Source organism: Pseudomonas sp. No.117 (genome assembly GCF_054558395.1).
Map to the genome: position 1 here is coordinate 566,363 of NZ_BAAJNP010000002.1, position 25,013 is coordinate 591,375.

At 68.9% G+C, this 25,013-nt stretch carries 17 protein-coding genes and 1 pseudogene; 10 read left to right on the plus strand and 8 right to left on the minus strand.

All coding sequences use genetic code 11. The features are described from left to right. Positions 1 to 103: 103 nt before the first annotated feature. The 8 genes from ACYJP6_RS06060 to ACYJP6_RS06095 are packed head-to-tail and all read right to left on the minus strand — an operon-like array spanning position 104 to position 7,960. Positions 104 to 1,093, minus strand: a complete 990-nt coding sequence (locus ACYJP6_RS06060) for a septal ring lytic transglycosylase RlpA family protein (protein WP_459474151.1) — start codon at positions 1,091 to 1,093, stop codon at positions 104 to 106. Then, positions 1,093 to 2,115, minus strand: coding sequence for a lytic murein transglycosylase B (gene mltB, locus ACYJP6_RS06065; protein ID WP_145010700.1), 1,023 nt, complete (start codon positions 2,113 to 2,115; stop codon positions 1,093 to 1,095). The genes ACYJP6_RS06060 and mltB overlap by 1 nt, the downstream gene beginning before the upstream one ends. Before the next feature lie 21 nt (positions 2,116 to 2,136). Further along, positions 2,137 to 3,240: a rod shape-determining protein RodA gene (gene rodA / locus ACYJP6_RS06070; protein ID WP_145010761.1), complete on the minus strand. Its 1,104-nt coding sequence runs from the start codon at positions 3,238 to 3,240 to the stop codon at positions 2,137 to 2,139. Between the two features lie 44 nt (positions 3,241 to 3,284). Then, positions 3,285 to 5,192 (minus strand): penicillin-binding protein 2, encoded by a 1,908-nt coding sequence (gene mrdA, locus ACYJP6_RS06075; protein ID WP_459474152.1) that lies wholly within the window; start codon positions 5,190 to 5,192, stop codon positions 3,285 to 3,287. 12 nt (positions 5,193 to 5,204) lie between these two features. Continuing rightward, the gene (gene rlmH, locus ACYJP6_RS06080) at positions 5,205 to 5,672 is read right to left on the minus strand and encodes a 23S rRNA (pseudouridine(1915)-N(3))-methyltransferase RlmH (RefSeq protein WP_459474153.1); all 468 of its coding nucleotides are present in this window, start codon (positions 5,670 to 5,672) and stop codon (positions 5,205 to 5,207) included. A 4-nt stretch (positions 5,673 to 5,676) separates the two neighbouring features. Continuing rightward, positions 5,677 to 6,027 (minus strand): ribosome silencing factor, encoded by a 351-nt coding sequence (gene rsfS / locus ACYJP6_RS06085; protein ID WP_145010693.1) that lies wholly within the window; start codon positions 6,025 to 6,027, stop codon positions 5,677 to 5,679. 20 nt (positions 6,028 to 6,047) lie between these two features. Then, complete coding sequence (gene nadD, locus ACYJP6_RS06090) at positions 6,048 to 6,701, minus strand: nicotinate-nucleotide adenylyltransferase (RefSeq protein WP_459474154.1); 654 nt, start codon at positions 6,699 to 6,701, stop codon at positions 6,048 to 6,050. Next, positions 6,701 to 7,960, minus strand: a complete 1,260-nt coding sequence (locus ACYJP6_RS06095) for a glutamate-5-semialdehyde dehydrogenase (protein ID WP_459474155.1) — start codon at positions 7,958 to 7,960, stop codon at positions 6,701 to 6,703. Before ACYJP6_RS06095 ends, nadD begins: the two co-directional genes overlap by 1 nt. A gap of 262 nt (positions 7,961 to 8,222) precedes the next feature. On the opposite strand from ACYJP6_RS06095, the gene ACYJP6_RS06100 reads away from it, so the two are divergent. From ACYJP6_RS06100 to ACYJP6_RS06145, 10 genes and pseudogenes are all read left to right on the plus strand, one after another. Continuing rightward, positions 8,223 to 11,240, plus strand: a complete 3,018-nt coding sequence (locus tag ACYJP6_RS06100; RefSeq protein ID WP_459474156.1) for a cellulose biosynthesis protein BcsC — start codon at positions 8,223 to 8,225, stop codon at positions 11,238 to 11,240. 387 nt (positions 11,241 to 11,627) lie between these two features. After that, positions 11,628 to 11,699, plus strand: a pseudogene (gene bcsR, locus ACYJP6_RS06105) (BcsR/BcsP family cellulose biosynthesis protein); the annotation flags it as partial. A gap of 108 nt (positions 11,700 to 11,807) precedes the next feature. Further along, positions 11,808 to 12,710: a cellulose synthase operon protein YhjQ/BcsQ gene (locus tag ACYJP6_RS06110; protein ID WP_459474291.1), complete on the plus strand. Its 903-nt coding sequence runs from the start codon at positions 11,808 to 11,810 to the stop codon at positions 12,708 to 12,710. A 2-nt stretch (positions 12,711 to 12,712) separates the two neighbouring features. Beyond that, positions 12,713 to 14,887 (plus strand): UDP-forming cellulose synthase catalytic subunit, encoded by a 2,175-nt coding sequence (gene bcsA / locus ACYJP6_RS06115; protein WP_459474157.1) that lies wholly within the window; start codon positions 12,713 to 12,715, stop codon positions 14,885 to 14,887. Positions 14,888 to 14,903: 16 nt separating this feature from the next. Continuing rightward, positions 14,904 to 17,180: a cellulose biosynthesis cyclic di-GMP-binding regulatory protein BcsB gene (gene bcsB, locus ACYJP6_RS06120; protein ID WP_459474158.1), complete on the plus strand. Its 2,277-nt coding sequence runs from the start codon at positions 14,904 to 14,906 to the stop codon at positions 17,178 to 17,180. A 9-nt stretch (positions 17,181 to 17,189) separates the two neighbouring features. Continuing rightward, a complete protein-coding gene (gene bcsZ, locus ACYJP6_RS06125; RefSeq protein WP_459474159.1) occupies positions 17,190 to 18,347 on the plus strand; it encodes a cellulose synthase complex periplasmic endoglucanase BcsZ in 1,158 nt (385 codons plus the stop codon). After that, a complete protein-coding gene (locus ACYJP6_RS06130; RefSeq protein WP_459474160.1) occupies positions 18,326 to 22,255 on the plus strand; it encodes a cellulose biosynthesis protein BcsC in 3,930 nt (1,309 codons plus the stop codon). The genes bcsZ and ACYJP6_RS06130 overlap by 22 nt, the downstream gene beginning before the upstream one ends. Before the next feature lie 15 nt (positions 22,256 to 22,270). Further along, positions 22,271 to 22,927 (plus strand): SGNH/GDSL hydrolase family protein, encoded by a 657-nt coding sequence (locus tag ACYJP6_RS06135; RefSeq protein WP_459474161.1) that lies wholly within the window; start codon positions 22,271 to 22,273, stop codon positions 22,925 to 22,927. Continuing rightward, positions 22,927 to 23,583, plus strand: coding sequence for an alginate O-acetyltransferase AlgF (locus ACYJP6_RS06140; RefSeq protein ID WP_459474162.1), 657 nt, complete (start codon positions 22,927 to 22,929; stop codon positions 23,581 to 23,583). Before ACYJP6_RS06135 ends, ACYJP6_RS06140 begins: the two co-directional genes overlap by 1 nt. 13 nt (positions 23,584 to 23,596) lie before the next feature. After that, positions 23,597 to 25,012, plus strand: coding sequence for an MBOAT family O-acyltransferase (locus ACYJP6_RS06145; RefSeq protein ID WP_459474163.1), 1,416 nt, complete (start codon positions 23,597 to 23,599; stop codon positions 25,010 to 25,012). Position 25,013: the final 1 nt, after the last annotated feature.

Consider the following 25,013-nt stretch of genomic DNA (forward strand, 5'->3'; position numbering starts at 1 on the left):
ATGGCAGGAGCAGCGGACCCAGGACGCCCGACCGGCGCCGCACCGCACGAGGCGGATCACGGCGCCGGCGGCCGGCGACTGGGCGTCATGAAGCATCCCTGCTTCAATCCGGTTGCACGAGAGACGCCTGGCCCAAGCGGGCCACGCGTACGCTGTTCTGGAGCTGGGCGACTTCAGCCGGCTGCACCGGACCGAGGCGGACCCGATGCAAGGTCTGTTGGTTGCGCACCGTCGAGCTGATGAAGACCGGGGCACCGGTCAGGTCGCTGAGCTTGTCCTTGAGCAATTCCGCAGCGTCCGGATTGGCGAAGGCCGCCACCTGCAGATAGAGCCCAGCGGCTGGGACAGAAACGTTTTTTTTTGCGTCGACGGCGGCCGGCGTCACCGGTTCGGCGTGCTGGTTGACCGGCGGCGTGTAGGTCTCGATGGCGCCGAAGGTCTGGGTCTCGGTGGTCTTCTGGGCCACCGGTGCCTGGCGGGGCTGCGCCAGTACCATGGGCACCGCCTGACCACGCTGCGCCCAGTACTGCTGCGGGTCGATGCCTTCGACGCTGACGCGCGCCGTGCCGATCTCGGCATAGCCGAGTTTCTTGGCGGCGGCGAAGGACAGGTCGATGACCCGGTCGGAATAGAAGGGTCCGCGGTCGTTGACCCGCAGGATGACGCTGCGGCCGTTGTCCAGGTTGGTGACCCGCACGTAGCTGGGCAACGGCAGCGTCTTGTGCGCCGCGGTCATGCCGTAGAGATCGTAGGTCTCGCCGTTGGCGGTGGCCTGGCCGTGGAACTTGGTGCCATACCAGGACGCCGTGCCGGTCACCCGGTAGTTGCGCGCGTCGGTCAGCGGAAAATAGGTCTTGCCCAGGACGGTATAGGGGTTGTTCTTCAGCGGCCCGTTGTAGGGCATGGGCACGGCATCGGGAATCCGGCTGACGTCCACGTCCCACCAGGGCGCGCCGTCGCGATGCGGCCGCAGGTAACCACCGGGACCGGCGACGCCCTTGCTGGTCGACTTGGGCGCCTGGCTGGAGCAGCTCACCAGCAACAGGCCGAGGCCCAGGCAGCCGGCCAGGCGCGCCATGGCAGCCAGGCGCATCACGGCTTCTGGCCCTCGGCCGCATGGCGCTGGGCGATGGCGTTCGCCAGATCGGTCACCGCCATGGCGTACATGACGCTGCGGTTGTAACGGGTAATGGCGTAGAAATTGGGCAGGCCCATCCAGTACTCCGGTCCCTTGTCTCCGTCGAGGCGGAACGAGGTTACACGCAAATCGTCGCGCAGGGCAGGGTCCTGGGCGTTCCAGCCGAGGGCGCGCAGCTCGGCCACGCTCTTGACCGGCTCGATGCCGGCCACCACGCCCTCCTCCACCCGGTCGCCGCTGACCTGGGCACGGATGGCGGTGGGACCGCGGCCGGACCAGCCATGGCGCTTGAAGTAGTTGGCCACGCTGCCGATGGCGTCGGTGGGATCGGACCAGATGTTGATATGGCCGTCGCCGTCGAAATCCACCGCATAGGCGCGGAAGCTGCCCGGCATGAACTGTGGCAGGCCCATGGCCCCGGCATAGGAGCCGGTGAGGCTGAGCGGATCGACCTGCTGCTCGCGGGCCAGCAGCAGGAATTCGCGCAACTGGCTGCGGAAGAAGGGCGCGCGCGGCGGGTAGTCGAACGCCAGGGTGGAGAGCGCATCCAGCACCCGGTAGTTGCCGGTGTTGCGCCCGTAGAAGGTTTCCACGCCGATGATGGCGACGATGAACTGGGCCGGTACGTCGTATTCGCGCTCGGCGCGGGCCAGGGCCTCTTCATGGGCCTTCCAGAACTCGACGCCCTGGGCGATGCGCCGGTCGGTGATGAAGATGGGACGGTATTCGCTCCACGGCTTGACTCGCTCGGCTGGCCGCGAGATGGCATCGAGGATGGCTTGTTTGCGCTCGACCTCACCGAACAGCGCCTGCAGCTGTTCCGGCGCGAAGCCGTAGCTCTGACTCATCTCGGCGATGAAGTCGCGCGCCTGCGGTGCCGCGTCGTAGTCTCCCGCGACGACCCCGGTCGTCACGCCCATCGCACCCGCGAGCCCCAGGCCCTGCAGGCAGCGACGCATCCATCCCATTATCGGCATCTAACCCTTCTTTGTTGCGTGTTAAACCTGGGCGATCCACTTGCGGTGCGTGTGGATCGACATCAAAACTCCGAACCCGGTGAACAAGGTGACCACCGAGGTGCCGCCGTAGCTGATGAACGGCAGCGGTACGCCCACCACGGGCAGCAGGCCGCTGACCATGCCGATGTTGACGAAGACGTAGACGAAGAAGGTCATGGTCACGCCGCCGGCGAGCAACTTGCCGAACAGCGTCTGGGCCTGCACGGTGATGGTCAGCCCGCGCCCGATGAGCAGCAGATAGAGCACCAGCAGCAGGCAGACGCCGACCATGCCGAACTCTTCGCCGAGGACGGCAATGATAAAGTCCGTGTGACTTTCCGGCAAAAAATCCAGATGAGACTGGGTACCCAGCAGCCAGCCCTTGCCGAACACCCCGCCCGAGCCGATCGCCGCCTTCGACTGGATGATGTTCCAGCCGGCGCCCAGCGGATCCATCTCCGGATCGAGGAAGGTCAGGATCCGGCGCTTCTGGTAGTCGTGCAGCACGAAGAACCACATGGCCACCGCCATGGGCACCGCGGCGCTCACCGCACCGATCAGCCAGCGCCACTGCAGGCCGCCGACGAACAGCACGAAGCCGCCCGAGGCCAGCACCAGCATGGCGGTGCCGAGGTCGGGCTGGTCGAGGATCAGCACGAAGGGCACCACCACCAGCGACAGGCTGATCAGGCTGTGCTTGAAATTGGGCGGCAGGCTGCGCTTGGACAGGTACCAGGCCATCATCATGGGCATCAAGAGCTTCATGAATTCCGACGGCTGGAAGCGGATGACCCCGGGAATGTTGATCCAGCGGGTAGCGCCCATGGCGTTGTGGCCCATGACGTCCACCACCACCAGCAGGGCCACGCCGATGACGTAACCGAGCGGCACCCAGCGCGCCATGAAGCGCGGTTCGAGCTGGGCGACGATGGCCATGGCCACCAGCCCGAGGCCGAAGGAACTGGCCTGCTTGAACAGCAGGTCGAGATTGCGGCCACCGGCGGAATAGAGCACGAACAGCCCGGCCGCCCCCAGCATCAGCAGCAGGATCAACAGCGGACCGTCGATGTGCAGGCGCTGCAACAGGGTGGCGCGCCGCTTCATCACGTCCCCTTCGGGGATGGTGCGGTCGAAATTAGGGGCGAGGCTCATGGCTGCACCTTGGTCGCGGAGGCGGTAGCGGCGGCCGTCCCGGGCCTGGCGTATTCGGCCTTGAGGTGACCCTGCTCGTCCAGCAGCCAGGCGTCGAGCACCTGGCGCGCCACCGGTCCGGCCACGGCGCCACCCGACTCGCCGTTCTCGACCATCACCGCCACGGCAATCTGCGGATTGTCGACCGGGGCGAAGGCGACGAACAGGGCGTGGTCGCGGTGCCGCTCCTTGAGCGCCGCCGAGTTGTACTTCTCGTTCTGACGGATGGCGACCACCTGGGCGGTACCGCTCTTGCCGGCGATGCGGTACTGGGCCCCGACATTGAGCCGGTGGGCGGTGCCGCGCGGATTCTGCACCACCATCTCCATGCCGTGGATGGCCCGGTCCCAGTAGGTCGGGTCCTTGAGATCGATGTCGGGCATGGGGTTGGGATCCACCGGCGGCTGGCCGTCCAGGGTCTTGGCCAGGTGCGGGCGGATCCATTGGCCATGGTTGGCGAGCAGCGCCGTGACCTGGGCCAGCTGCAGGGGCGTGACCTGCATGTAGCCCTGGCCGATGCCGAGGATCAGGGTCTCGCCGGGGAACCAGGTCTGCCGACGAGTGGCGCGCTTCCACTGGCGCGAGGGCATCAGCCCGGGCGCCTCCTCGAACATGTCGAGGGCGACCTTCTGCCCCAGGCCGAACTTGCCCATGTATTCCGAGAGCCGATCGATGCCGATCTTGTGGGCGAGATCGTAGAAGTAGGTGTCGTTGGACCTCATCAGCGCCGTGTCCATGTCCACGTAGCCGTCGCCACCGTGGTTCCAGTTGCGGTACTTGTGGTCGTAGTTGGGTAGCTCGTAGTAACCCGGGTCGAACACCTTGGCCTGGGGCGTGGTGGCGCCGGTGTCGAGGCCGGTGATGGCCACCGCCGGCTTGATGGTCGAGCCAGGCGGATAGAGGCCGCGCAGGACCCGGTTGTAGAGCGGGCGATCAATGGAGTCGCGCAGCTCGGAGTATTCCTTGAAGCTGATCCCGGTGACGAAGGGATTGGGGTCGTAGCTGGGCTGGCTGACCATGGCCAGCACCTCGCCGGTCTTGGGCTGGATGGCGACGATGGCGCCGCGCCGGCCGCCCAGGGCGGCTTCCGCGGCCGCCTGCAGCCGGGAGTCGATGGTCAGGACGATGTCCTTGCCCGGCTTGGGATCGGTCCGGTTGAGCACCCGCAGGACGCGGCCGCGGGCGTTGGTCTCCACTTCCTCGTAGCCTACCTCGCCGTGCAGCTCGGGCTCGTAGAAGCGCTCCACGCCGGTCTTGCCGATATGGTGGGTGCCGCTGTAGTTCACCGGATCCAGGCGCTTGAGCTCCTGCTCGTTGATCCGGCCGACGTAACCCACCGAGTGGGCGAAGTGCTCGCCCATGGGGTAGTGCCGCACCAGTTGCGCCGTCACCTCCACCCCGGGCAGGCGGAACTGGTTGACGGCGATCTTGGCGATCTGCTCCTCGGTCAGCTCGAACAGCACCGGCACCGGCTCGAAGGGACGCCGGCCCTGCTTCATGCGCTTCTCGAAGAGCTCGCGGTCCTCTTCTGTCAGGCCCAGTACCTGGACCAGGGTATCGAGGGTCTGGCGCCAGTTGTCGGCGCGCTCGCGGGTGATGGTCAGGCTGAAGCTCGGCCGGTTGTCGGCGACGATGATGCCGTTGCGGTCGTAGATCAGCCCGCGGGTGGGCGGGATCGGCTGGACATGGACCCGGTTGTTTTCCGACAGGGTCGAGTGGTAGTCGTGCTGGATGACCTGCAGGTAGTACATGCGTGCCACCAGTACGCAGGCGAGCACGAGAAATAGCGCCCCGCCGACCGTCACGCGGGCGCGGACGAGCTGGGCGTCTTTCTCGTGGTCCTTGAGGCGTATGGGTTGCGACATCGCAGGTCTGGACTACTTGTGATACGGATGGCCGGCCAGTACGGTCCAGGCGCGATAGAGCTGTTCACCGACCAGGATGCGCACCAGCGGATGCGGCAGGGTCAGCGGCGAGAGCGACCAGCGCTGCTCGCTGCGCGCCTGCACCTCGGGGGCGAGGCCCTCGGGACCGCCGACCATGAGGTTGACGGTGCGCGCTTCCAGGCGCCACTGCTGGAGTGTTTTAGCCAGTTGCTCGGTGCTCCAGGGCTTGCCGGTGACTTCCAGGGTCACCACCCGCTCGCCCGGCTGCACCTTGGCCAGCATGGCCTCACCCTCCTGACGGATCAGCCGGGCGACGTCGGCGTTCTTGCCACGGGTCTGCAACGGGATCTCGACGAGTTCCAGCGGCAGTTCCGGTGGCAGGCGCTTGACGTACTCGTGCCAGCCCTCCTCGACCCAGCGCGGCATGCGCGAGCCGACGGCGATGAGACGCAGGCGCACCGGCTTATTCGCCGTGGGCGGCGCGGCTCTGCTCGGCACCGCGCCAGAGGCGCTCGAGGTCGTAGAACTCGCGGGTGGTCGGCAGCATCACGTGGACGACCACGTCGCCCAGGTCGAGCAGCGCCCATTCGCCGCCTTCCAGGCCTTCGCTGCCCAGCGGGCGCACGCCCTGCTGCTTGACCTTTTCCAGCACGTTGTCGGCCAGCGACTTGACGTGGCGACTGGAGGTGCCGCTGGCGATGACCATGACGTCGGTCACGCTGGTCTTCTCGCGGACGTCCAGGGAGATGATGTCCTGGGCCTTCATGTCTTCCAGGGCGGCGATGGCCACCTGGACGAGTTGTTCGCTTTGCATGGTGTAGCTCTTACCTCGGTTCAGGAGGACGCCGGATAGAGGCCGTGCGTCCGGATGTAGTCAAGCACGGCATCGGGCACCAGGAAGCGGATGGACTTCCCGGTGGCCAAGAGGCCGCGGATCTGGGTGGCGGACACCGCGAGCGGGTTCTGCCAGATAAAGGTGATCTGCCCGCCCGGCCCCTTGAGGGCCTGGGGATCGGGCTGACTGCGCGCCGCCAGGAAATCGCGCAATTCCTGGCAGGGCTCGCTGTCGGCGTCAGGTCGTTGCAGGACCAGGATGTGGCACAGCTCCAGCAACTCGCGCCAGCGGTGCCAGCCGGGCAGGCCGCAAAAGGCGTCCCACCCGAGCATGAGCAACAGCTGCACCTCATCGCCGAGTTCGGCGCGCAGGCTTTCCAGGGTCTCTATGGTATAGGAGTGACGCGTCCGGCGCAGTTCCCGGTCATCGACCACCAGCGTCGCGACATCGGCCACCGCCAGCCGCACCATCGCCAGGCGATCCTCGGCGGAGACACTGGGCGCCTCGCGGTGCGGCGGCCGGGCACTGGGAATCAGCCGCAGCTCGTCCAGCGCCAAGGCCTCGGCCACCTCCAGCGCCGCGCGCAGGTGACCGATGTGCACCGGATCGAAGGTACCGCCGAACAAGCCGATGCGGGTGGGCAGGCTGCTCATCAGCTACGGACGTGACCGTCGCCGAAGACCACGTACTTCTCGCTGGTCAGGCCCTCCAGACCCACCGGCCCGCGGGCGTGCAGCTTGTCGGTGGAGATGCCGATCTCGGCGCCGAGGCCGTATTCGAAGCCATCGGCGAAGCAGGTCGGGGCATTGACCATGACCGAGCTGGAATCGACCTCGGCCAGGAAACGCCGGGAACGGCCAAGGTTCTCGGTCACGATCGCATCCGTGTGATGAGAGCCATAGCGGTTGATGTGCTCGATCGCCTCGTCCAGGCCGTCAACGATGCGGATGGACAGGATCGGCGCCAGGTACTCGGTGGACCAGTCGGCCTCGGTGGCCGGCACGGCCTCGATCAGATCCCGCGTCCGCTCGCACCCGCGCAGCTCCACGCCTTTTTCCGCAAAGCGCTGTGCCATGGCGGGCAGGAAGGCTTCAGCCACGCGGGCATCGACCAGCAGGGTCTCCATGGCACCACAGATGCCGTAGCGATAGCACTTGGCATTGAAGGCGATGGACTCGGCCTTGGCCAGATCGGCCGCCTCGTCGACATAGACGTGGCAAATGCCGTCCAGGTGTTTGATCACGGGTACGCGGGCGTCTTTGCTTATGCGCTCGATCAGATTCTTGCCACCGCGCGGCACGATGACGTCGACGAACTCGGGCATGGTGATCAGTTCGCCCACGGCGGCCCGATCGGTGGTCTCCACCACCTGCACCGCAGCGGCAGGCAGCCCGACCTTGGCCAGCCCCCGCTCAATGCAGCCGGCAATGGCGCGGTTGGAGCGAATGGCTTCGGAACCGCCGCGCAGAATGGTCGCGTTACCCGATTTCAGGCAGAGGCTCGCCGCGTCGATGGTCACGTTGGGCCGCGACTCGTAGATGATGCCGATGACCCCCAGGGGCACCCGCATCTTGCCGATCTGAATGCCGGAAGGACGGGCACTCAGATCGCGAATGGCGCCCACCGGGTCCGGCAAGGCGGCAACCTGCTTGAGTCCGGTGATCATTGCCTCGATGCGCGCCGGGGTCAGCGTGAGGCGATCCAGCAGCGCGGACTCGAGTCCCGCTGCGGTGGCCGCGGCAACATCCTCGGCGTTGGCGGCGACCAAGGCTTCACGATCGGCGTCCAGGGCCTCGGCAATCGCGTTCAGGGCCAGGTTCTTCTGCGAGGTGGAGGTACGCGCGAGGACCCGCGACGCGGCACGGGCGGCCTGGCCAAGACGGGTCATGTAGGCGGAGACGGACTCGGTCATGGTCGACGGCCTGCGAAAGACGATGGGAAAGCCGCAGAGTATAGCGTCGCCAGCCCTGGCGCGGCCAGCGCCGAGGGGCCTGGCGATGGCATTCAAACGCGCGATTTGGTTGACTCGCCACGGCCTGTCGGGAATCATCCGCCGCTGTATTTGCCGTTCAGCTTGCGTTCAGCTATTCCCTAATAGCCGAAGCCGCTCCAGCTCTGCGCCAGCCGCCGACCGGGTGCTGCAGCGACGCCTCCCAGCCTTCACGGAAAGAACCATGCCCAAGCACCTTACCTTGCCCCTCGGCCTGCTCGCCCTGCTGATCCATGCCGACGCGACCTGGGCAGCCGCTGCCGACGTCGCCCCGACCGCGGCCGCCGTTTCGGCGCTGGAAGCCCAGCTGAAGAAGACGCCCCAGGACCCGGATGCCCTGGGCAAGCTGGGTAGCGCTCGCCTGGCGCAGAAACGCTACACCGATGCCGAGCAGCTGCTGACCCAGGCCGTGCAGAAAGGCGGCAAGACCTGGCAGCCGGCCCTGGACGAGGCGCGCTATCACCACCTGCTGGAACGCGCCCATGCGGCCGAGAACAAGCGCGACCTGGACCAGGCGCGGGATTTCAGTGTGGAGGCCATTCGCCTCAAGCCGGAAGCGGTCGAGGCGCAGCTGTTCCTCGCCGGCATCCAGAGCCAGAAGCGGCAATGGGAGCTGGCCGAGGCCACCTACCGCCAGGTGCTGATGCGCGAACCAGCCAACGTCGACGCCTACTACGGGCGGATCGCCGCGCTCAACGAACTGGGCCGTACCGAAGAAGCCCTGCAGCTCACCAAGAACCTGCAGCCGAGCGCCAAGAGCCAGGTCAAGGGCCTGGATCGCCTGCGCGCCGGCCAGGCCATGCAGGAAGCCGAAGCGGCCGAGGCCCGCGGCGATCTGCAGGGCGCCTCGCGCCTGCTCGAACAGGCACGCCAGGAGTCGCCGGACGACCCTTGGCTGCGCCTCGCCCAGGCCCGTCTCGAAGTGCGCCAGGGTCGCCCGCGCGCTGCCCGCGACCTGGTCGACAGCCTGGTCAAGGACGGTGCCCAGCGCCCCGAGGTGCTCTATGCCAGCGCACTGCTATCCAACGAACTGGGCGAATACCCGCGCGCCATGCAGACCCTGATGCGCATCCCCCAGGCGCAGCGCTCGCCGGACATGAACGCCCTAGCGGCGCGCATCACCTTCAACGAGCAACTGGCGGAAACCGTCGCCCTGGCCAAGCAGGGCCGGCGCGAGGAGGCGCGCAGCCTGATGCAGCGCCTGGAGACCCGCGCCGGGCGCAATCCCGACCTGATCGGCGACCTGGCCGAAGCCTTCGCCACCGCCGGCGATCCCGAGCACGGCCTGGAACTGCTCAAGCCGATGATCTCCGGGGATACCCGGCCCGCGCCTGGCATGCAGCTGCACTACGCCAGCATCCAGCTGCAGATGAATCAGGACCAGACCGTGGGCAACGTCCTGCGTGACCTGCAGGGCGTGGTGCTCGACAGCGGCGAGAAGCAGCAGTACGACGACCTCCTGGCCCGCTATCGCATCCGCCAGGCCGATCGCCTCACCGACCAGGGCAAGCTGGCCGCCGCCTACGACACCCTGGCGCCGGCGCTCAAGGCCCGGCCCGACGACAAGGCCGCCCAGGCCGCCCTGGCGCGCATGTACCTGGCCAGTGGCGACACCCAGAAGGCCCGCCAGCTCTATCGCGACGTCCTCAGCGACCAGCCCAAGGATGCCGAGCTCTACCTGGGCGCCGCCGAAATCGCCGCCAAGTCCCAGGACAGCGTCACCGCCCGCCAGTATCTGGACCAGGCGGTCAAGCTGGGCCAGAGCGACCCCCTGGTACTACGCCGCGCCGCCCTGCTCTACCGCGACATTGGCATGGCCGGTACCGCCACCAGCCTGCTGGAGCAGGTGGTCCAGGTGGAACGCCAGGATCGCGAATCCGCGGCCCGCGCCGCCGGCGCCAGCGACAACCCCTTCGCCGCCCTGCCCGGGCAGACCCGCAGCGCTGACGCCCTGGCCGCCGTCCCGGCCGCCGCGGGCGGCACCGCCGGCAGCGCCGACTACGCCTGGAGCGATCCGTTGCAGGCGCAGAAGGCGGCCAACAATCCCTTCAACGACCTGTCCGTGGTGCCCACCAGCAGCCTGACGAGCAGCCTGGCCACCGAGCAGATCCTCGGCCAGCTGCAACGCGAGCGCAGCATTCGCATCACCCAGGGCCTGAGCGTGCGCAGCTACGATCCCAGTGGCAGCTCGCGCCAGACCACTGTCAGCGCGCCGCTGGAAATCTCCTTCCCGGCCGGCGACCAGCGCCTGGCCGTGCGCGTCACCCCGACGCGGATCAACGACAGCAGCAGCGACGGCAGCCAGAAGGAAAACGGCGTGGCGGCGTCCATCGCCGTGGAAGATGCCGGGCGCGGCCTCAAGGGCGACATCGGCGTCTCGCCGGTCGGCCTGAGGTACAGCACCGTGGTCGGCGGCGCGACCCTGGAACGACCGCTCAGCAGCCTGAGCGAGAACCTGCTCTATGCCCTGAGCGTCTCGCGTCGTTCGGTGACCGACTCCCTGGCCTCCTACGGCGGCATCCGCGATCCGCGCACCGGCCAGGAATGGGGCGGCGTCACCGCCAACGGCGGCCTGGCGCGGCTGAGATACGACGACGGCCGCTATGGCTCCTACATCTACGGCGCGGCCCATCGCCTGACCGGCCACGACGTCAAGGACAACGATCGCTTCGAGATCGGTACCGGCGTCTACTACTACCTGCGCAACGGCCCGGACAGCCTCTTCACCGTGGGTCTCTCGGCCACAGCGATCGGCTACGACAACAACCAGAACCACCTGACCTACGGCCATGGCGGCTACTTCAGCCCGCAGCGCTACTTCGCCATCGGCGTACCCCTGGTGTGGTCGCAGCGCGGCGATCTCTGGGCCTACCAGGTCCAGGGCATGCTGGGTGTCCAGACCATCCGCCAGGACGCCGCGGATCGCTACCCCGACGATGCCGCCCTGCAAGCGGCCGCGGAAGCCGCCGGCGAAGGCCAGTACGGCAGCAAGAGCAAGACCGGCGTGGCCTACGGCCTCTCGGCCAGCGGCGAATACCGCCTCAACGGCCAGTTCGCCCTGGGCGGCCGCCTGGGCATGGACAACGCGCAGGACGAGCGCGACGTCAACGGCAATCTCTACCTGCGCTACTTCTTCGAGGAACAGGAGGGCCGGCCGCAACTCTCGCGTCCGCAACCCTACCGGTCACGCAACGAAGAGTAAGGAAACAGGCCCGCACCCGCGGGCCTTGTCTTTTCCCCTGGCAACGCCCTCCAGGCCTGCTCTCGTTCCCACTAACCCGACCTGCCATTCATCCTTACGTTCGTCACCCGAGCGACCGCTTCTTCCCCTTCCTGCACCTTTCATCCCCCCGCTACGCCGGGGACGATTGACGTCTTTCCGCCGCCGACCAACTATCCGCGTCAAGAAAGCCGAACGGCACCGCAGGCAGCCGATGCCGCTGCAGCCGCCACGCTCGGCCCGAGAAATTTCGCTAGTGGATCACGCACCATACGTGACAGTATTCGCAAAATTGGCGAATGATCTCAAAGCGCCATTATCTCGACGCCAAAAACACTGCCGCTACCTCCGACCCAATGGGACTTTGTCATGGGCCGCTCGCTCGATATTGCCAATCTGTTTCGTGCCTTTGGCGGTGATCCCCAGCAATACCGGGAATTCGAGACCGCGGAAGCTGGCACACCCGCTCCGCCAGCCGCTGCGCTGATCGCCAGCGAGCCAGCGGCCCCGACAGCTTCCCCCTCCCTACTCCTCCAAACCGAGCTCGCATTGCCCCTGGCGGCCTTGGAGGTAGCGAAGGAGACGACCAGCGCGGATCTGCCGCCGCTGTCGGAAGAACTCGCCCAGCTGCAGGCCCGCCGTCACGAGCAGGACGCGGTGGCCGCGCTCGACCGGGCACTGAGCGCGGCGGTACCACCGCTGCCAGCCAGGGTGCTGGCCATCGCCTCGGCCAAGGGCGGGACCGGCAAGACGGTGGTGGCGGCCGGCCTGGCACTGGCCCTGAGCCGGCTGGACCAGCCGGTGCTGCTGGTGGAACTGGACGCGCAGCATGTGCTGTCCGCCCTGCTGATGCCCAAGGCGCCGCCAGCCGTGGGCCTGGCCAACGAGCCGGTGGCCGCCTGCCTGCCCATAGACGCAGGTTTCCGGCTGCTGCCGTTCGGCTCGCTCGAGGAGGAGGCCCTGTGCCGCTTCGAGCAGCGGTTGCTGACTGAGCCCCAGTGGCTGGCTCGACGTCTGACGGCCTTGGATCTGCCGGCCGATACCCTGGTGATCCTGGACTGCCCTACGGGTTCGACCCCCCTGGGTCGTCAGGCCCTGGCACTCGCCAGCCAGGTAATGGGCGTGACTACGGCCGATGCGGCGGGCTATGCCAGCCTGGCCCGCCTCGAACGCCAGTGGCAGGCCTGTGCTCCGGCGGCGAGTCATGCCCACCTGCTCAATCGCGTCGACCCGCTGCGCCCCCTGACCTTGGACATCGCCACCATCGTGGGCCGTACCCGCGCCGACCGCTTGCTGGGCGTCCTGCCGGAAAGCACTGCGCTGGAGCAGGCGCTGGCGCTCGGCCAGGGTCTGTATAGCCTGGACGACGCCTGGAGCACCGCTGTCATGCAGCTGGCACAGGCGCTCGCCAACGACGGGCCGTCGCAGCCGTCGCTGCGCGCCCAGGGCTAGCCATGAGCGTCCTCGACCGCCTGGAGCAGGTTCGCCAGCGGCGTCAGGCGCAGCGCCCGCCTGCCGCACCCTTGACGCCCGCGCCGCTCTGGCTGCGGGTGCTCGGCTGGACCGCCGCGGCGCTCCTGGCGGCGCTGCTGGTGAGCGTGCCCATGGCCTTGGAGGAGCAGGCGCTGTTCGCCCTCGGCTGTTTCGCCGCCGCCTTGCTGCTGCGGCGTCTTCCCGGACGGCTGCCGGTGATGCTGCTGATCGCCCTGTCGCTACTGGCCTCGCTGCGCTACATCTATTGGCGCCTGACGTCGACCCTGGGCTTCGAGACGCCCCTGGAAATGCTGCTCGGCTATGGACTGGTGGCCGCCGAACTCTATGCGCTCTCGGTACTGCTGTTCGGCTACCTGCAAACGGTCTGGCCGCTGCGCCGCACCCCCGTCCCGCTGCCCGACGACCCGGCGAGCTGGCCCACGGTGGACGTCTTCATTCCCACCTACAACGAAGCCCTGAGCATCGTGAAGCTGTCGATCCTCGCCGCCCAGGCCATCGACTGGCCACGCGACAAGTTGCGGGTGCACGTGCTCGACGACGGTCGCCGCGAAGACTTCCGCCACTTCTGCGCCACCGCCGGCGTCTCCTATCTGGTGCGCGAGAACAACGAGCATGCCAAGGCCGGCAATCTCAATGCGGCGCTCAAGGTGACCGACGGCGAGTACATCGCCATCTTCGACGCCGACCACGTACCGACACGCTCCTTCCTGCAGGTATGCCTGGGCTGGTTCCTCAAGGATCCCAAGCTCGCCATGCTGCAGACGCCCCACTTCTTCTTCTCGCCCGATCCCTTCGAGAAGAATCTCAACACCTTCCGCACCGTGCCCAACGAAGGCGAGCTGTTCTACGGCCTGGTGCAGGACGGCAACGACCTGTGGAACGCCACCTTCTTCTGCGGCTCCTGCGCGGTGATGCGTCGCTCGATGCTGCTGGAGGTGGGCGGGGTGGCCACCGAGACGGTGACCGAGGATGCCCACACGGCGCTCAAGCTCAATCGGTTAGGCTACAACACCGCCTACCTGGGCATCCCCCAGGCCGCCGGCCTCGCCACCGAGAACCTGTCGCGCCACATCGCCCAGCGCATCCGCTGGGCCCGGGGCATGGCGCAGATCTTCCGGGTGGACAATCCGCTGCTGGGCAAGGGGCTCGCCTTCGGCCAGCGGCTCTGCTACCTGAACGCCATGCTGCACTTCTTCTATGGCCTGCCGCGACTGGTGTTCCTCACAGCGCCCCTGGCCTACCTGCTGTTCAGCGCGCAGATCTTCCACGCCTCGGCGCTGCTCATCACCTGCTACGTGCTACCCCACGTACTGCATTCCAACCTGACCAACTCGCGGATCCAAGGCCAGTTCCGCCATTCCTTCTGGAACGAGGTCTACGAGACGGTCCTCGCCTGGTACATCCTGCGCCCGACCCTGCTGGCGCTGATCAACCCCAAGCTGGGCAAGTTCAACGTCACCGACAAGGGCGGCATCATCGCCCGTGACTATTTCGACTGGGAGCTGGCACGTCCCTATATCGTGCTGCTGGCGCTCAATCTGCTCGGCCTGGTGGTGGGCATCGGCCGGCTGCTGTTCGGCGATCCGGAAGCCGTGACCACGGTGGTCATTAACCTGGCCTGGACGCTCTACAACCTGGTCATCGCCAGCGCCGCGGTGGCCGTGGCGAGCGAGACGCGCCAGGTGCGCGCCGAACCGCGGGTGGCGGCGACCCTGCCAGCCGACCTGCTCCTGGCCGACGGTACGCGGCTGTCCTGCACCACCCTGGACTTCTCCCAGAGCGGGCTGGGCCTGCGCCTGCCGGAGGGCGTCGACCTGCCCCAGGGCAGCTCGGTCCACATCGAACTCCAGCGCAACGGCCAGGCCCGGCAATTTCCGGCCAGCGTGGCCTTCAGTCGCAACGGTGTCGTCGGTACCCAGTTCAGTGATCTCAGCGTGACCGAACAGCGCGAACTGGTACGGATGACCTTTTCCCGGGCCGACCTCTGGGCGAACGCCTGGGGCAATCACCGGCCGGACTCGCTGCTCGGCTCGTTGCGCGAGGTCGGCCTGATCGGCCTGCGCGGCGTCGCCGACCTCAATCGCAATGCCTGGCGCGCGGTGGTCAACCGCCGCCCGGCCTCCCCGTCTTCCTAGCAAGGATGTCCTGAGCGTGCGCCATTCCCTCGCCTCTTACCCTCGTCACGCCTGGACGGCCTCGCTGCTGGCCCTGGCCCTGGCCGTCGGCGCCCCGCTGGCGAGTCGAGCGGCGCCCGCCCCCCTCCCGGCCTCGCCGAGCGTGGCGCCGGCCACCACGGCGGGCGAGGCCTACAGCTACACGCTCAAGCAGCTGGGCGCCCGCTACCCCATGAACCTGAGAGGCGTAGAAGGCAGCGACAGCGTCAGCTTCGGCATCCGCAGCGACGAAGTGGTGACCGCTGCCCGCCTGACCCTGGACTACAGCTATTCGCCGGCACTCTTGCCGGACCTGTCGCAGATCAACGTGCTGGTCAACGACGAAGTGGCCGCCAGCCTGCCGGTGCCCAAGGACGGCGCCGGCAAGCCGCAGCAGGCCACCCTCGACCTGCCGCCGCGCCTGATCACCGACTTCAACCGCCTGACCCTGCAACTGGTCGGCCACTACACCATGCAGTGCGAAGACCCCCTGCACTCGAGTCTCTGGGCCAAGATCGGCAACGGCAGCGAGTTGCAGATCCGGGTGACCCGCATCGTGCTCGACGATGACCTGGCCACGCTGCCACGCCCCTTCTTCGACCGGCGCGATGCCCGCCCGCTGGTGCTGCCCTTCGTCATTCCCGGCGCCGGCAACGCCGCCCTGGAAGCCGCCGGCAACGTCGCCGCCTGGTTCGGCGCCCTGGCCGGTTACCGGGGCGCGCGCTTTCCCGCATCCACCGAGGCCCTGCCCGAGAAGGGCAATGCCGTGGTCCTGCTGGACGGTCCGGCGAGCGCCGAGCGCCTGGGCCTGAAGCTGCCCGCGGCGACCGGGGCAACCCTGGCCATCGTCACCAATCCCCGCGATCCGGGCGGCAAGCTGCTGGTCTTGGCCGGCCGCGATGGCGCCGAACTCAAGCGCGCCGCCCAGGGGCTGACCCTGGGCAGCGAGACGCTCTCCGGTCCGCGGGTGACCCTCGACCGCCTGGCGACCCTGGTCCCGCGCCAGCCCTACGATGCACCGAACTGGCTGCCCAGTGATCGCCCGGTAAAGCTGGGCGAGCTGACCGAGCTGAAGAACCTGGGCTCCTCAGGCTACAACCCGGGCAACCTGACGGTACCGCTGCGCCTGCCGCCGGACCTCTTCCTCTGGCAGGATCAGGGCGCACTGCTCGCGCTCAAGTACCGCTACACCCCGCAGCCGGTGTCCACCAACTCTTCGCTGCTGGTGGCCGTCAACGACCGCTTCCTCAAGTCGCTGCCGCTGCCCTCGCGCGAACACCTGGACAGCGGCCTGCTGGCCACCCTCAAGGGCGACGATGACAGCCTGCCCCGCGAGACCCAGGTCCGCGTCCCCCTGGACGGCGTGGCGGCCCAGGCGTCGCTGCAGTTCCGCTTCATGTACGACTACATCAAGCAGGGCGACTGCCGCGACGTCATCATCGACAACATGAGGGGCACCATCGAGCCGGAATCCACCCTGGACCTCAGCGGCTACGATCATTTCATCGCCATGCCCAACCTGGGGGTGTTCAAGGACAGCGGCTTCCCCTTCACCCGCCTGGCCGATCTGTCCGAGACCGCCGTGGTGCTCGACGAACAACCCGCGGCCGGCGAGCTGGGCGCCTATCTCAACCTGCTGGGCCGCTTCGGCGAGGCGACCGGCTATCCGGCCACCGGGGTGGCCGTGGTGCGTGCCGGCCAGCTGGACAGCGTGGCCCAGCGCGACCTGCTGGTGCTGACCACCGGCGGCTCGCCGTTGCTGCAGCAGTGGGCCACCAGCCTGCCAGCAGCCCTGGACGGCAGCAGCCAGCGCTTCGAGACCTCCGACCTGACCCTGCGCCTGCGGCAATGGCTGAGCCCGGACCCGCGCGACAATCTACGCCAGGCGCGCACCGCCCTGGGCTTTACCGGCGGCGGCAGCAGTACCTACGTCGCCGGCTTCGAATCGCCCCTGGCGCGCGGGCGCAGCGTGGTGCTGTTCGCCGCCACCGGTGCGGCGCCCCTGGAAAAGGCCACCGCCGATCTGGCGCAGAGCGCGGCCTACACCCAGGACCTGCAGGGCAGCCTCGCGCTGATCAAGGACACGCAGGTCGAGTCCCTGGTGGCCGAGCAGTCCTACCACGTCGGCCACCTGGGCCCGATCCGCTACCTGCGCTGGCTACTCGCCGGCCACCCCGCGCTGATGCTGCTGGCCACCGCCCTGGGCGTGGGCCTGCTCGCCACCCTGACCTACCTGACGCTGCGTGCCCGCGCGCGGCGGCGGCTGCAGGCGTAGGGCCGCGCCATGCTAGGACGCCTCGCCCAGGTCGCCCTGCTGACCCTCGCGCTCGCCGAGGGCGCCCTGGCTGCGCGCTGCGAACGCCTGGACTGGCCGCAATGGCAGCGCTTCGCGGCGACGAGCGTCCAGGCCGACGGCCGGGTGCTGGAATCCAGCCTCAAGGCCAATCACAGCACCTCCGAGGGTCAGGCCTACGCGCTGTTCTTCGCCCTGGTCGCCAACGAGCCGGACACCTTCGAGCGCCTATGGCAGTGGAGCAAGAGCAATCTGGCCCAGGGCGACCTCGGCCAGCACCTGCCCGCCTGGCTGTGGGGCCAGGGCAACGACGGCCGCTGGATGATCCAGGATGCCAATGCGGCGAGCGACGCCGATCTCTGGTTCGCCTACAGCCTGCTGGAGGCGGCGCGCCTCTGGCAGCGCCCAGCCTATGCCGAGGACGCGCGTGCGCTGCTCGCCCGCATTCGCGCCGACGAGGTCGTGGAGCTTCCCGGCCTCGGACCCATGCTGCTGCCTGGCCCCCAGGGCTTCGCCCTGCCCGAGCACCTCTGGCGGCTGAACCCCAGCTACCTGCCCCCTTTTCTGCTGCGTCGCCTGGCGCTGGAGGAACCCAAGGGCCCCTGGACCGCCATGGCCAGGCAATTGCCAGCCCTGCTGCAAGGCGCCAGCGACCAACACCTGGCCGCCGACTGGCTCGGCTATCGCGCCACGGCACCGCAACACGGGCTGGTGGTGAACGATCCGCTGGGACCGCCTCAGGGCAGCTACGACGCCATCCGCGTCTACCTCTGGGCGGGACTCACCGATCCGGGCGACGCCCTCGCCAAACCGCTGCTGGCAGCCCTCGACGGCATGACCCAGGCCACTGCCACCCTGGGCACCCCGCCAGAGCGGGTCGAGCTGCGCAGCGCCCTGACCGAGGGCCACGGTCCGGTCGGCTTTTCCGCCGCCCTGGTACCCTTCCTGCGCCAGCAGGGCCATACCTGGCTGGCCGATGCCCAGCAGCGCCGCGCCGAGGCCGGCCTCGGCGCCGACCAGCCGCCGCGCTACTACGACCAGGTGCTCGGATTGTTCGGTCTGGGCTGGAGTGCCGGCCACTACCGCTTCGCCGCTGACGGCCGCTTGCAACCCTCATGGAAGAGCCCATGCACAAGTACCTCCCCCTGACGCTCGGCCTGCTGGCCGCGCTCGCCCAACCGCCCGCCTTCGCCGCCGATCCCAGCGCGGCCCAGCTGCTCATCGAGCAGGGTCAGTTCTGGCAGCAGCGCGACAAGCCCGAGCGCGCCCGCGAGGTCTGGCAGAAACTGCTGGAACTCGACGCCCACAGTCCCGAGGCGCTATATGGCCTGGGTAGCCTGGAACTGGCGGCCAAGCGGCCCGCGGAGGCGCAGCGCTACCTGGCGCAGTTGCAGGCGCTCAGTCCGCGCCCGCTGCAGGCGCCGCTGCTCGCGCAGGACATCCGCGTCGCCAGCGGTACCTATCCCGAGCTGCGCGAGGAAGCCCGGCGCCAGGCCGACGGCGGCGACCGGCCCAAGGCGGTGACCCTCTATCGCCAACTGTTCGCCGACCAGCCACCCCAGGGGCTGCTGGCCCGCGAGTACTACAACACCCTGGCCTTCGTCGACGGCGGCTGGCCGGAGGCCCAGGCCGGCTTCCAGCGCCTGCTGCGGGAATACCCGAACGACGCCATCCTGGCGCTGTTCTACGCCAAGCAGCTGGTCCGTCGCGAGGACAGTCGCCCCGAGGGCATTCGCCGCCTCGCCGCCCTCACCCAGCGCCAGGACATCGCCGGCGACGCCGACGAGAGCTGGCGCCTGGCCCTGACCTGGCTGGGCGCACCGGACACCCCGGCCAAGGTCGAGTTGTTCGAAGCCTTTCTCAAGACCCACCCCGGCGACGAGCAGATCCGGGCGCTGCTGGCCAAGGGACGGGCCCAGGGCGGCAAGGGCGCTGCCGCCTGGCAGGCGGACCCCCTGGTGGAGCGTGGCCTCGCGGCCCTACGCAAGGGCGACCAAGGCGCCGCCGAGCAGGCCTTCCAGACCCGGCTCAAGCAGGCGCCCAAGGACCCCGATGCCCTAGGCGGCCTGGGCGTGCTGCGCCAGCAGCAGCAACGCCTGGACGATGCCGAACGGTTGCTGAAACAGGCGGTGGCCCAGCCCAAGGGCCGCGCCTGGCAGCAGGCGCTGGAGAGTGTCCAGTACGAAAGCCTGCTGGCCCAGGCCCGCAGGGCCCAGACCGAGGGCGACCTGACCAGCGCGCGGCGGCTGCTCGACCAGGCTCTGCGGCGGGATCCCAAGGCCCCAGCCGGGCAGCTGGCCTTGGCCGATCTCCAGGCGCGCAGCGGCAATCCCGCAGCGGCCGAGGCCGGGTATCGCCAACTGCTCGCGCGCAACCCCAAGGATCTCGGCGCGCGCCGCGGCCTGATCGAGCTGCTCGGCCAGAGCGGTCGCGCCGACGAGGCCCTGCGCCTGGCCGACGGCCTGCCGACCGGCGATCAGGCGAAGCTGCCGGGCCTGGCCCAGGTACGCGCCGGCGTGGCACGCGAGCGGGCGGGCATCCTGCGCGCCCGTGGCGATCTGGCCGGCGCGCGGGCAGCGCTGCAGGACGCCCTGCGCGAGACGCCGGACGATCCCTGGATCACCCTGGAACTGGCACGCCTCGACGCGGCCCAGGGTCAGGCCCGACAGGGTCAGAACCGGCTGGACGACCTGCTGCAACGCCATCCGGCGCAAGCCGATGCCCTCTTCGTCGGCGCCCTGTACGCCAGTGAGCAAGGCGACGACCGCCAGGCCCAGGCCTTGCTGGCGCGGATACCCGGCGAGGGCCAGAGCCCCGAGATGCAGGCCCTGGCCCACCGCCTGGCGGTGAACGACCAGCTGGCCGAAGCCCTGGCACTGGCCAAGCGCGGCCAGCGGGCTACCGCCCGCGCCCGGCTACAGGCCCTGGAGGCCCAGGCCGATGGCCAACCCGCCCTGCTGCGTGCCTTGGCCGGGGGTTACGCCGAGTTGGACGACAGTGCCCAGGCCCTGGAACTGCTACGGCCGCTGATGGCCGCTGCACCAGCGGACGCGTTCGACCTGCGCCTGCAGTACGGCGGCGTGCTGCTGCAGCACGGCGATGACCGCGAGGCCTACGCCCTGCTGGAAGAACTCGGCAAGGCCCGGCTGGACCGCCAGCAGCGCGAGCGCTACGACGACCTCTCCCGGCGCTACCGCATCCGCCAGGCCGATGCCCTGCGCGAGCGGGGTCAGTTCGAGGCGGCCTACGACGTGCTCGCGCCGGCTCTCGCCCAGCGCCCCAATGATCCGCAGGTCAAGGCCGCCCTGGCGCGGCTGTACCTCGCCCATGGCGAGGCCGGCAAGGCCCTCGAACTCTATCGCCCCCTGGTCGGTCGCTGGCCCGATGACGTCAACTTGCAACTGGGCGCCGCCGAGGCCGCGGTGGCGGCCCAGGAGCGCGCCTTCGCCGAGCGCGCCACCGCCCGGGCGGTGAGTCTCGCACCGGAGGATCCCCAGGTACTGACCCGAGCCGCCAACCTCTACCGTCGTCTGGGCCGGGAGGGAACCGCGGCCGAGCTACTGGCCAAGGTCGTCGCTGCCGAGCGGCGTGACCGCGCCCTGGCTGCCAGCGCCACCCCGGCCAATCCCTTCGCGCCCCAGGGGCGTGCCCACGGCGCCCAGGCCAGCGCCGATGCGCCCCTGCCGCCACCGGTGGCGGGTACCGCGAGCGGGTCCAGCCCCCTCGACGCCGCCCTGCCGGTCCCGCTTGCCAGCGATCACGCCGGTCTCCCGGCAGCCCTGGCGGCACCCCTGCCCTCTTCGGCCCCGGCGGCGCGCGCCCTGCCGGACAATCCGTTCGCCAGCGCCCCGACCCCGCCGGCGCCAGCGTCCGACGCCGGCCTCAGCGACGCCGAGCGCGCCCTGGCCGCCATCCAGCAGAGTCGCAGCGCGACCATCACGCAGGGGCTCACGGTACGCAGCAACAACAGCGAAGCCGGACTGGGCAAGCTCACCACCGTCGAGGCGCCCCTGGAGATCGCGGTACCGGTCGGCGACGACCGCCTGGCCGTGCGCGTGACGCCCGTGAGTCTCGCTGCTGGTAGCGTCGGCGGCAGCGCCGCCGATCGCTTCGGCGGCGGCCCGGTCGCCAGCGCCGCAGGCGGCGACCCCGGTAGCCAGAAGGCCAGCGGTACCGGCCTCGCGGTGGCCTACAGCAAGCCCAGCGTCGGGCTCAAGGCGGACCTCGGCACCACGCCGCTGGGCTTCCGCGAAGCAACCGCGGTGGGTGGGGTCAGCCTGGAGCAGCCGCTGGGCGACAGCGAGCATGCCCGCTACAACCTGTCCGCCTCGCGGCGCGCGGTGATCGACAGCCTGACGTCCTTCGCCGGCACCCGCGACGCCCGCACGGGCCAGGAATGGGGCGGCGTCACCGCCAACGGCGTACGCGGCCAACTCAGCTATGACGACGGCAATGTGGGCGCCTATGCCTACGCCTCCTGGTTCCGCCTGCTGGGCAACCACGTCGAGGACAACGACCGCGCCGAGTTCGGCGGCGGCACCTATCGCTACCTGGTCAATGCCAGCGATGCCCAGCTGACCCTGGGTCTGTCGTTCACCGCCCTGGGCTACGCCAATAACCAGAACTTCTTCACCTATGGCCATGGCGGCTACTTCAGCCCGCAGCGCTTCTTCGCCCTGGGCGTGCCCCTGACCTGGGCCCAGCGCGGCGACCGCTGGACCTACCAGTTGCGCGGCACCCTCGGGGTGCAGCACTTCCAGCAGGACGCGGCCGACTACTATCCGACCGACGCCGCCGCCCAGGCCGCCGCCAGCCAGGCACAAGGCAGCGCGGCGCGCTACGCCGGCCAGAGCAAGACCGGCCTCGGCTACAGCCTGGCCGCCGCCGGTGAATACCGCCTGGGCCAGGGCTTCCACCTGGGTGGCGAACTGGGCCTGGACAATGCCCGCGACTACCGCCAGATGAACGGCAATCTCTACCTGCGCTATTACTTCGAACCCCAGGACCGACCGCTGGCACTGCCGGTCAGTCCCTATCGCTCGCCTTATTCCAACTGATCCGAGGTCATCTCCATGCCCGCTTCCGCCCTTGCCGGCCTGTCCCTTCTCGTTCTCGGCGAAAGCCACATGAGCCTGGCCGACCACCTGGTCGAGCCCCTCAACGCCGCCCTGGTGCAGCAGGGTGCCAAGGTGCACTCCATCGGCGCCTGCGGCGCCAGCGCCGCCGACTGGCTGACCACCAAGAAGGTCGACTGCGGCGCCGAACAGCGCAACAACGACAAGCTGGTGATCAAGGGTCGCGACGCCACCACCACGCCGATCAAGGAACTGATCGCCGCCGACAAACCCAACCTGGTGGTCCTGGTGATCGGCGATACCATGGCCTCCTACGACAAGCCGTCCTTCCCCAAGGCCTGGGCCTGGCAGAGCGTCACCGCCCTGACCAAGGAAATCGCCGCTACCGGCACCCAATGCGTCTGGGTGGGGCCGGCCTGGGGCAAGGCGGGCGGCCAGTACGGCAAGAACGATCAGCGCACCGAGCTGATGTCCAAGTTTCTCGCCAGCAACGTGGCTCCCTGTAGCTATGTCGACTCCCTGACCTTCTCCAAGCCCGGCGAATGGATCACCACCGACGGCCAGCACTTCACCGTGGCCGGCTACAAGGCCTGGGGCACCGCCATCGCCGGCGCCCTGGCCAAGCTGCCCGCCGACAAGCTGGGAGCCAAGTGATGAATGCCCTGTTGCTGCTGGCGGGCCTGGGCGCCGCGGTCCTGGCCCAGGCCGCCGAGATCCCGCTCTACCCCACCGGCCCCAGCGAGGATTCGGCCTTCCTCCGCTTCGTCAACGCCGGCAGCCAGCCCCTGGCGCTCCAGGCCTCCGGCTCCGCCGCGCGGCTGCAGCTGGAGGCCGCCCAGCCGGTCTCCAGCTACCTGACCGTGCCGGCGACCAAGGCGATCCAGGGCGAACTGGTCCAGGGCACGGCCAAGGCTCCGCTGGAGCTGACCGTGGCCGCCGGGGAATTCGCCACCCTGGTAGTCCTGCCCGGGACGCCGATGGTGCAGCGTGTGGTGCGCGAGCAGCCGGATGATTTCAACGCGCTCAAGGCCTCGCTGGCCTTCTACAGCCTGGATCCGCAGTGCGCGGCCGCGGGTCTGCAGGCCGCCGGCCGCAATGCCGAGATCTTCAAGGACGTCGCCGACGGCACCCTGCAGCGCCGCAGCCTGAACGCCGTGGCGCTCAAGGTGCAGCTGACCTGCGCCGGCAAGGCCGCAGGCGAGCCGCTGGACCTGGGTGAACTCAAGGCCGGCGAGCGCTACAGCGTCCTGCTGTTGCCAGGTGCCAGCGGTCCGCGCCTGCTCGCCACCCAGGACAGCGTCGCCCACTAAGGATCGCTTCTCGATGGTCTTCGCCTCGCTGGAATTTCTCACCCTCTTCCTGCCACTGTTCCTGCTGGTCTACGCCCTGGCGCGGCCCGGCGGGCGCAATGGGGTATTGCTGGTGGGCAGCTGGCTGTTCTATGGCTGGCTGAGTCCGCTGTTCCTGCTGCTGCACATGGCCCTGGCCTTGCTGGCCTGGGTCGGCGGCCTGCTGGTGGACCGCGCGGCGGAAGGCTCGAAGACCCGTCTGCGCCTGCTCGCCGGGCTGATCGTGCTCAACCTGGCGGTGCTCTGCTGGTACAAGTACGCCAACATCGTCGCCGCCACCTGGAGCCAGGTGCTGGTGACCGCCGGCGCCCTGCCGCTGGACTGGCAGAAGGTGGCCCTGCCGGCCGGGCTGTCCTTTATCGTGCTGCAGGCCATCTCCTACTTGGTGGACGTCCATCGCCACGTGGTGCCGGTGGAGCGCAGCTTCGTCAACTACGCCACCTACATCTCCATGTTCGGCCACTCCATCGCCGGGCCGATCATCCGCTACGACTGGGTGCGCCGCGAACTCAACCAGCGCTGGTTCAACCGCGAGAACTTCGCCCTCGGCGCCCGTCGCTTCATGATCGGCCTGTGCATGAAGGTACTGGTGGCCGATACCCTGTCCCCTCTGGTGGACGTGGCCTTCCACCTGGAGCAGCCCTCCTTCGTCGATGCCTGGATCGGCTGCCTGGCCTATTCGCTGCAGCTGTTCTTCGACTTCGCCGGCTACAGCGCCATGGCCATCGGCCTGGGCCTGATGCTGGGCTTCCACTTCCCGGAAAACTTCAATCGACCCTATCTCGCCCGCAGCATCCAGGACTTCTGGCGGCGCTGGCACCTGTCGCTGTCCAGCTGGCTGCGCGACTACCTCTACATCGCCCTGGGCGGCAACCGCGGCGGCCGCTGGCGCACCTACCGCAACCTCTTCCTGACCATGGCCATCGCCGGTCTCTGGCACGGCGGCGACAGCTGGAACTACCTGCTCTGGGGCATGCTGCATGGCCTGGCGCTGTGCCTGGACCGGCTCTGGGACGAACTGGGCGGCCGCCCGCTGCCGCGGCCCCTGGCCCACGGCCTGACCCTGCTGTTCGTGGCCCTGGCCTGGACGCTGTTCCGCGCGCCGGATTTCGCCACGGCGTTGTCGCTGTACGCCGGCCAGTTCGGCCTGCACGGCTTCGCCCTCGGCGATGCCCTGGCCGTCACCCTGAGACCCGCCCATGGCCTGGCCGCCCTGCTCGGCGTGGCCTGCGTCCTGGCCCCGCTGTGGCAGCCAGGCGTCGAGGCACGCCTGCCCGGCAGCGCCCTGCTGCGCGGCCTGGGGACCCTGTGGCCGGTGGCCGGCTTCCTGCTCTGCTTCGCGCTGATCGCCAGCCGCGAAGCCGTGCCCTTCCTCTATTTCCAGTTCTGAG